This is a genomic window from Acidocella sp. (genome assembly GCF_035535915.1).
GTDB lineage: Bacteria > Pseudomonadota > Alphaproteobacteria > Acetobacterales > Acetobacteraceae > Acidocella.
Window position 1 is genome coordinate 1 of the sequence record NZ_DATLPB010000035.1, and the last position, 8,578, is coordinate 8,578.

An 8,578-nucleotide genomic window follows, 5' to 3' on the forward strand; every position below is an offset into this window, starting at 1 on the left:
TTTGAAAATCCAGAGTTTTACGTCTGGGGGTTGCGGTAGTTTCATCAGGCCTTCACGCGTGGACGTTGAAGGCGCCGGGGCGGATTTCCATATTCGTGGTATGAAGAAAAGCTTTTTTGCCGCGCCCCTGGCGCTCGCTCTCCTCGCATTCAGCCTGTCGGGCTGTGTCTGGTATTATCCGCATCACGGATATCACGACCATGGCGGCTATTACGCCCATGGCGGTTACGGCTACGATCACGGCGGCTATTACGGCCACTAGGTTTAAGAAAGAAGCCGCTTTTTAAAAAAAGCGGCGAGGCCATGGGCGTTGTCGCCGACACAGCCCATGGCCCAGCAAAATAAAGTTTTTTTGCTACTTTTTGTTCACAAAAAGTAGCACTTCCTTTTTTCCGGCCAATCAGGCCGCTTTGCTGGCGCCGCGCACGCCCTCGGAGAGGGCTGCCACATCGTCCAGCACGGCCGGCACGCCTTCCTTCACCAGCTTGTCGATCAGCGCTGAGGCGATGATCGCGCCGTCGGCATGTTCCGCGACGATGCGCGCCTGCTCCGGTGTGCGCACCCCGAACCCGACTGCGACAGGGAGATCAGTAACGGCGCGGATGCGCGGAATGTCCCGCGCGAGGTCCGCCGCGGTGGCGGTGCGCGTGCCGGTGATGCCGGTGATGCTGACATAATAGACGAAGCCGGAAGAGCCGCTCAGCACTTTCGGCAGGCGCTCGTCACTGGTGGTGGGCGCGACCAGGCGGATTACGTCCAGCCCGTTCGCCGCCGCGTCGGGCAGCAGCAGGTCGGCTTCCTCGGTGGGCAGATCGACCACGATCAACCCGTCGACCCCGGCTTGCGCCGCATCGGCGCAGAAGCGTTGCACGCCGTAGGAGACGATCGGGTTCAGATAACCCATGACCACGATCGGGGTGTGGCTGTTGGTGGCGCGAAACTCCCGCACCAGGCCGAGCAGCCCGGCCAACGTGGCGCCGGCGCGCAGCCCGCGTAGGCCGGCGGCCTGGATGGTCGGGCCATCCGCCATCGGGTCGGTGAAGGGCATGCCGATCTCGATGATGTCGGCGCCGCGTTCGGCCATGCCGCGGAGCAGGGCCAGCGAGGTGGCGCGGTCCGGGTCGTAGGCTTCCACAAACGGGATCAGCGCCGCGCGGCTTTGCGCCTTCAGCGCGGTGAAGGTTTGCTTGATCCGGCTATCTTTGTTTGGCGCGCCGCCGCCCGCCAGCCCAGCGCGCGTCATAGCTCGACCCCCAGATGCTTGGCCACGGCGAAAATATCCTTATCGCCTCGTCCGGAGAGGCACATCAAAATGATCTGGTCCTTGCCGAGCGTGGGGGCGAGCTTGGCCACGTGGGCCAGCGCGTGGCTCGGCTCCAGCGCGGGGATGATGCCTTCGGTGCGCGTGCAAAGCTGGAAGGCCGCCAGCGCCTCCTGGTCGGTGATGGCGACATATTCCACGCGGCCGATATCATGCAGCCAGGAATGTTCCGGGCCGATGCCGGGATAATCGAGCCCGGCGGAGATGGAATGGGCTTCGAGGATCTGCCCGTCATCGTCCTGCAGCAGATAGGTGCGGTTGCCATGCAGCACGCCCGGCCGCCCGCGGCTTAAGGATGCGGCATGCGCCCCGGAATCCAGCCCGTGCCCGGCGGCTTCCACGCCGATCAGCCGCACCGCGTTGTCATCGAGGAAGGGATGGAACAGGCCGATGGCGTTCGAGCCGCCGCCGATCGCCGCGATCGCCACGTCCGGCAGCCGGCCTTCGGCTTCCTGCATCTGCGCCTTGGCCTCATTGCCGATCACGCACTGGAAATCGCGCACCATGGCGGGGTAGGGGTGCGGCCCGGCCGCGGTGCCGATGATGTAGAATGTGTCCCGTACATTTGCGACCCAGTCGCGCATGGCGTCGTTCATCGCGTCCTTCAGGGTCGCGGCACCCGACGTCACCGGCACCACTTCGGCGCCCAGAAGCTTCATGCGGAAGACGTTCGGTTTTTGCCGCTCCACGTCGGTGGCGCCCATATAGATGGTGCAAGGCAGGCCGAACAAAGCGCAGACTGTGGCGGTCGCGACACCGTGCTGCCCGGCGCCGGTCTCGGCGATGATGCGGGTTTTGCCCATGCGCTTGGCGAGCAAAATCTGGCCCAGGCAATTATTGATCTTGTGCGCGCCGGTATGGTTGAGCTCTTCGCGCTTGAAATAGATTTTCGCGCCGCCCAGCTCCTGCGTCAGGCGCCTGGCGAACCAAAGCGGGCTCGGGCGCCCCACATAGTCCTTGAGGTAGTAATCCAGTTCGGTCTGGAAGCTGGGATCGGCCTTCGCCGCCTCATAGGCGGCCTCCAGTTCCAGGATCAGCGGCATCAGGGTTTCGGCAACGAAACGGCCGCCGAATTCGCCAAACCGGCCGCGCCCATCCGGGCCGGAGCGTAAACTATTAGGGAGCGCCTTGTTCATGGTCCGGCTTTAGCGGAAGGGGCAGGGCTCGGAAAGGGGCCAGAAAGACCGCAAGTTTTCCGCGCGTTCTCTCATTCGTGCTATGATGCGGCGCTCGACGTTCAACGTAAGGGGAAGCGTCATGGCCAAAGGTCAGAAAAGATCGAACCGCGAAGCGAAAAAGCCGAAAAAGACCGGCGCAGAGCGGGCTAAAGCCGCTGCCGCCAAGGCAGCGCCGGTCGTCGATAAGATCAGCCCGAAGAAATAAAATAACGCGGCTTTTTGGGTGGAAGGAAGCAGGCGCTTTTTGAAAAAAGCGCCGCAAAAACTTTTGTTATGCTGGGCCTGAGGCTGTGTCCCTGACAACGCCCATGCCCAGCGTACCAAAGTTTTTTTGCTACTTTTTGTTCACAAAAAGTAGTCTTCTCTTCCCTTAACCTTCACCCTGCGGCCGCTCGAACGCGTCCTTGCCGTCGAAGCGCTGCAGTTTCTCGATGTGCATCCAGGTGAATTTCGCGCCGATGCGCTGCACCAGGTAGCTGATCTCCGGCTGGCCGTTGGCGGTGGACTGGGTCAGCGGGATCGGCGTCTTCAGCATGAAGCGGCAGGCGAAATGGTCGACCAGGAAGGTCTGGCCGCCGGTTGGCGGGTAGACCTGCACGCCGCGGTTGGAGATGCCGTTGAGGCGGAAGGGCGTGTCCTGCGCCACCTCTTCCAGCGTCTTGCCCAGTTCCTCGGCGCCGAGGCCGGTTTCCAGGAACACGTCGATGCCGACCAGTTCGCGCGTGCCGGGTTCCATGTGCGCGGTGAGTTTCGGCCAGCTCTGCAGTTCGAGTTTCTTGTAGTCGCGCGAGGGCAGGTTGGAGGTGCGGCCGAGATTGGCGATGACCTGCTCCGTGAAGGCGGCGGTGCCGACGCCGTGGCCCCGCGGGGACAGGTCGCCGGTGAGGTTCTTGCCTTCGGCCAGGGTGATGAACAGCGCCTGCTCGACCTTCTCTGCCACATCAAAGGCGCTGATATGGCGCAGCAGCATGATTGCCGCGGAGAGCAGGGCGGTCGGGTTGGCCAGCCCCTTGCCGGCAATGTCCGGCGCCGAGCCGTGCACGGCCTCGAACATCGCGGCATGGTCGCCGAGATTGGAGGAGGGCGCGATGCCGAGCCCGCCGACCAGCCCGGCCGCGAGGTCGGAGATGATGTCGCCGTTCATGTTGGAGGTGACGATGACGTCGAACTTCTCCGGCGCGATCACCAGCTGATGGGCGCAGTTATCGATGATGATGTGGTCGGATTTGAGGTCGGCGAATTCCGGCGCGACCTTTTCCGAGACGCGCTTCATCAGCCCCTCGGTCAGCTTCATGATGTTGGCCTTGGTCGCGGTCGTCACTTTCTTGCGGCCTTCCGCCTGGGCCAGGCCGTAGGCGGCGCGGATGATGCGCTCGCAGCCCGGCGCGGTCATCAGCTTCAGGCACTGCGCGACGGTGGTGGTCTGCATATGCTCGATGCCGGCATACACGTCCTCGACGTTCTCGCGCACGATCACCATGTCGATGCCGCGGCCGGAGAAGGGCGTGGTGATGCCGGGCAGCTCACGCACCGGGCGGATATTGGCGTAGAGCTCGAAATGCTTGCGCAGGGTCACGTTGGCGGACTTGCCGCCATAGCCGACCGGGGTCTCCAGCGGGCTTTTCAGCGCCAGCCCGTTGCGGGCAATGGAGTCCAGCGTCTCGCGCGGCACGCCGGTGGCGAGGCCCTTTTTGAACACTTCCGCGCCGGCTTCGGCCATCTCCCATTCGATCGGCGCGTCGGCGGCCTTGAGGATGGTCATGGTCGCCTGCATTACCTCGGGGCCGATGCCGTCCCCGGGAAGCGCCGTGACCTTGGTCTTGCTGGCGGTATGCGTGTTCATGCTTGGGCCCTCAAATCATTGTTTTCGCTGGCGCTTATATCCCCTTATTGCGGCGCAGCATATACGGCCCGTTCAAAGCTGCCATAGGTTTTCAGCGCCCGTTCGTCGCAGAAGGGGAATAATTGCATGAGGATCATGCCCGCCAGCCCGGCCGCCGGGTCAACCCAAAAATGCGTGTTGGCAAGGCCCGCCCAGCTGCCGCTCCCGGCGCGGCGGCCGCCTTCTTTCGCCTCCGGATATAGCATGAAGCCGAGCCCCCAGCCGCAGGTCACGCCCGGGGTGGCGTCGGCGCCGGTGTGCAGCGCCGGGTTGGCGGACGGCAGGTAGCCGGCGCGCAGGTTCCCCACCTGGTTGCGCAGCATGTCCGCAAGCGTTTCCGGCCGCAGCAGACCCGCCCCGCCATTGAGCAGCGCGCGCAAAAATTTCTGATAGTCGGCCAGCGTGGAATAAAGCCCCGAGCCGGCGGAGAAGAATTCCGGCACGGTGACCGGTGAGAGCGGGCGCGCGGTGAGGCTGCCATCGGCGGCGCGCTGATGCGCGGCAACGCGCCGTGCGTGTTGCGCCTCATCGGGCAGGAAGCTGGTGTCGTTCATGCCGAGCGGCGCGAAAATATGGGTCCGGAAATAGGCGTCCAGCTTGAGGCCGGAGGCCGCTTCCACCGCCAGCCCCACCCAATCGGTGTTGATGCCATATTCCCAGCGTTCGCCCGGCTCGAACAGCAACGGCATGTTGAGCGCGCCGAGCGTGCCGGAGGGCGGAATATTGTTGGCCGCGACATAAGCGCCGTATTCCGCACGGGTGAAGGAATAGGCAAAGCCGGCGGTGTGGGTGAGCAGGTGCCGCAGCGTGATTTTCGTCCGTGCCGGGCGCAGCCTTCCATCTTCGAGAATCTGCGGGTTGGCCAACGCCGGGAGCAGCTCGCCGATCGGCGCGTCCAGTTCCAGCTTGCCCTGCTCGACCAGTTGCATGGCGGCCACCGAGGCGACCGGCTTGGTCATGGAGGCGATCCAGAACATCGAGTTTTCCGTGATCGGGCGGCTACCACCCGCCTCTGTGGTGCCGGCCACGGCCATGAAGCGCGGCCCCTCTGGCCCGATCACCGCGGCCGCCACGCCCGCCACGTCACCTGCCGCCACGGCGCGGTCGAGGACCGCTTGAATTTCTGGGCCGTTCATTTGGAAGCTCCCGAGAAACGGAGGAAAGGGAAGGAAGCGCTACTTTTTGTGAACAAAAAGTAGCAAAAAAACTTTACTAATTTTGGGCCGCGCTGGTTTCACCGCCCCAGGCCCAGCGTAACCAAAAGTTTTTGCGGCGCTTTTTTCAAAAAGCGCTTGCTTCCTTCCTTGCCTAATGTGCCGCGCCCCAGTTCTTGGCGATCCCGGTCTCCACGGTCAGCGGCACGGAGAGCGTTGCCGCCTCCTGCATGACAGACTGGGCCAGTTTCGCGGTGGCTTCGGCTTCGGCGTCCGGCGCCTCGAACAGCAATTCGTCATGCACTTGCAGGATCAGCCGTGCGGAGAGCCCGGCTTCCCGTAGCGCCTTGGGCAGCCTGATCATCGCCCGCTTGATGATGTCCGCCGCGCCGCCTTGCAGCGGCGCGTTGATCGCCTGTCGCTCGGCATAGGCGCGCAGGGCGGGGATCTTGTCTTTGATGCGCGGCACCCAGCAGCGCCGGCCGAACGGGGTGAGCACGAAGCCGTTGGTCCGCGCCTGTTCCTTGGTGCTGTCCATGAAGGCGCGGATTTCCGGATAGCGTTTGAAATAGGCGTCGATATAGGTCTTCGCCTCGCTGCCGCTGATGCCGAGCTGCCGGCCCAGGCCGAAGGCGGAGATGCCGTAGATGATGCCGAAATTGATCGCTTTCGCGCGCCGCCTAGTGGCCGAGTCCATGCCGGCCATCGGCACGCCGAACACTTCCGAGGCGGTGCGCGCATGGATGTCTTCGGCGCGGGCGAAACTTTCTTTCAGAGCCGGGATATTCGCGACATGGGCGAGCAGCCGCAATTCGATCTGGGAATAGTCGGCCGAGATCAGGCTGTGTCCCGGAGCGGCGATGAACGCCCTGCGGATCCGCGCGCCCTCTTCGGTGCGGATCGGGATGTTCTGCAGGTTCGGGTCGGTCGAGGAGAGCCGGCCGGTGGTGGTCACGGCCATCGAGAAACTCGTGTGCACGCGCCCGGTCTTGGGGTCGATCTGCTCGACCAGCGCATCGGCATAGGTCGATTTCAGCTTGGCGAGCTGGCGCCAGTCCATCACACGCTGCGCGATGTCATGCCCGGCTTCGGCCAGGGCCTCCAGCACCGAGGAATCCGTGCCCCAGGCGCCGGTCTTGTTCTTCTTGCCGCCGGGCAGCCCCAGCGTGTCGAACAGGATCTCGCCGAGCTGCTTCGGGCTGCCGACATTGAATTTCTGGCCCGCCAGGCGGTGAATGTCGGCCTCGATCTCGACCATGCGCGCGGCGAAATCGACCGACATCGCGGTGAGTTCCGCGCGGTCCACCATCACGCCGTAAAGCTCCATGTCGGTGAGCACCGGGATCAGGGGCTTTTCCACCAGCTCGTACAGCGCCAGCGATTTGTTCACCCGCAGCATCGGCTTGAGAAGCTGCCAGAGCCGCAGCGTCACATCCGCGCCCTCGGCGGCATAGGCGGTGGCGGCGCCCAGCGGCACGTTGATAAAGGCCAGGCGGTTGCGCCCGGAGCCCGCCGCATCGTCGAATTTCTTCGGGGTATGAGCGAGGTGCTTTTCACAAAGCGTGGCGCGGTCATGCGCGAAATTGCCGGCATCCTGCGCGTAGGAAACCAGCATCGAGTCGTCGATCGGCGCCACGGCGCCGAACCCCGCGCGGGTCAGCACTTCGAGCTGGTATTTCGCGTCGAAGAAGATCTTCATCACGGCGGGATCGGCGAGCAGGGGATTGAGCGCGCCGACCACCGCCGCCAAAGGCAGTTGCGGGGCGTCTTCCAGGCCGAGATTATGCAGAAGCGGCACATAGGCGGCGCGGCCCGGCGCGGTGGCGAGTGCTAAGCCCACCAGGTTGCCGTGCAGCGACAGATGATTGTCGGTCTGCATGTCGAGCGCCAATATTCCGCCCCGGCGCGCTTCGGCGATGAACGCCTCCAGCGCCTCCAGGCTGGTGACGGTGGCGTAGCCGCTGAACGGCGCGGCGTGGCTCGGCTCCGGCGCCGGCGTTTCCGCCGTGTCGCCCAGCCCCAGCCGATGTTTGATGCTTTTGAAGGTGTTCTGGTCGAGAAAGGCCGCGAGCACCGCATTGTCCCAGCTTCGGACGACGAAATTCTCCAGCGGTTCGGGCAGCTTCATGTCGGCGCACAGGGTCACCAGCTTTTTGGAGATCCTCGCCTTCTCCGCATGCTCGATCAGCATGTCGCGCCGCTTGCCGGGCTTCATCGACGGGGCGGCGTCCAGCACCGCCTCGAGCGTGCCGTATTCGTTGATGAGCTGCGCGGCGCCCTTCGGGCCGATGCCCGGCACGCCCGGCACGTTGTCGACCGAATCGCCGATCAGCGCCTGCACCTCGACCACTTTATCCGGCGTCACGCCGAACTTGGCTTCCACCTCGGCCGGGCCGATCGGCGTGTTCTTCATCGGGTCGAGCATGCTCACCCCCGGGCCGATCAGCTGCATCAAATCCTTGTCGGAGGAGACGATCACCGTCTCGGCGCCGGCCGCGCTGGCGGCCTTGGCGTAGGCGGCGATCAGATCGTCCGCCTCCCAGCCCGCAAGCTCGATGCAGGGCAGGCCGAAGGCGCGCGTGGCTTCGCGGATCAGCGCGAATTGCGGCCGCAACTCCTCCGGCGGTTCCGGCCGGTGCGCCTTGTATTCGCCATAGAGCTCGTTGCGGAAGGTCGTGCGCCCGGCATCGAAGATCACCGCCAGATGCGTGCCGGTATGGTCCTTCAACAGCCGCGCGATCATGTTACAGAAGCCGAAGACCGCATTCACATGCGTGCCGTCGGGGCGCGTCATGTCGGGGAGAGCATGGAAGGCGCGGAAAATGAATCCCGAACCGTCGACGAGTACAAGCCTCATGGGATCAGATCAATGCGCGGAGTCGGTGGCGCCGGGTTCCAGCACAAACAGGCGTGAGCAATAGGGGCACATGATTTGCTTTTGCGCCTCGACCGTATCAAGAATCTTCAAGTAGACTCGCGGGTGGCCATAGGCGCCATTGCCGCCATCGCAGGAAACCGCTGTGGTTTTGACATGAATTATCTC

The 8,578-nt window shown here is 64.1% G+C and carries 8 protein-coding genes; 2 read left to right on the forward strand and 6 right to left on the reverse strand.

The window, feature by feature from the left end:
- Window positions 1–58 precede the first annotated feature (58 nt).
- Window positions 59–262, forward strand: a complete 204-nt coding sequence (locus VNC39_RS04760; protein ID WP_325396712.1) for a hypothetical protein — start codon at window positions 59–61, stop codon at window positions 260–262.
- Between the two features lie 138 nt (window positions 263–400).
- Here the strand turns inward: VNC39_RS04760 and trpA are convergent, their stop codons facing one another.
- Complete coding sequence (trpA, locus tag VNC39_RS04765) at window positions 401–1,243, reverse strand: tryptophan synthase subunit alpha (protein ID WP_325396714.1); 843 nt, start codon at window positions 1,241–1,243, stop codon at window positions 401–403.
- Window positions 1,240–2,457: a tryptophan synthase subunit beta gene (trpB, locus tag VNC39_RS04770; RefSeq protein WP_325396716.1), complete on the reverse strand. Its 1,218-nt coding sequence runs from the start codon at window positions 2,455–2,457 to the stop codon at window positions 1,240–1,242. The genes trpA and trpB overlap by 4 nt, the downstream gene beginning before the upstream one ends.
- A 121-nt stretch (window positions 2,458–2,578) precedes the next feature.
- Here trpB and VNC39_RS04775 point away from each other — a divergent pair, with 121 nt between their 5' ends.
- Window positions 2,579–2,704, forward strand: coding sequence for a hypothetical protein (locus VNC39_RS04775; RefSeq protein WP_325396718.1), 126 nt, complete (start codon window positions 2,579–2,581; stop codon window positions 2,702–2,704).
- Window positions 2,705–2,869: 165 nt separating this feature from the next.
- On the opposite strand, the gene VNC39_RS04780 is transcribed toward VNC39_RS04775, so the two are convergent.
- The 4 genes from VNC39_RS04780 to VNC39_RS04795 all read right to left on the reverse strand — a co-directional run bounded on the left by VNC39_RS04780 (window position 2,870) and on the right by VNC39_RS04795 (window position 8,575).
- On the reverse strand, window positions 2,870–4,342 hold the full coding sequence (locus VNC39_RS04780) for an NADP-dependent isocitrate dehydrogenase (protein ID WP_325396719.1): 1,473 nt from the start codon (window positions 4,340–4,342) through the stop codon (window positions 2,870–2,872).
- A 44-nt stretch (window positions 4,343–4,386) separates the two neighbouring features.
- Window positions 4,387–5,517 carry a serine hydrolase domain-containing protein gene (locus VNC39_RS04785; protein ID WP_325396721.1) on the reverse strand — a complete coding sequence of 377 codons (1,131 nt, stop codon included), beginning with the start codon at window positions 5,515–5,517 and terminating at the stop codon, window positions 4,387–4,389.
- A gap of 172 nt (window positions 5,518–5,689) precedes the next feature.
- Entirely contained in the window at window positions 5,690–8,392 is a 2,703-nt protein-coding gene (polA, locus tag VNC39_RS04790; RefSeq protein WP_325396723.1) for a DNA polymerase I, read from the reverse strand.
- Between the two features lie 9 nt (window positions 8,393–8,401).
- On the reverse strand, window positions 8,402–8,575 hold the full coding sequence (locus VNC39_RS04795; protein WP_325396724.1) for a zinc-finger domain-containing protein: 174 nt from the start codon (window positions 8,573–8,575) through the stop codon (window positions 8,402–8,404).
- Window positions 8,576–8,578 lie beyond the last annotated feature (3 nt).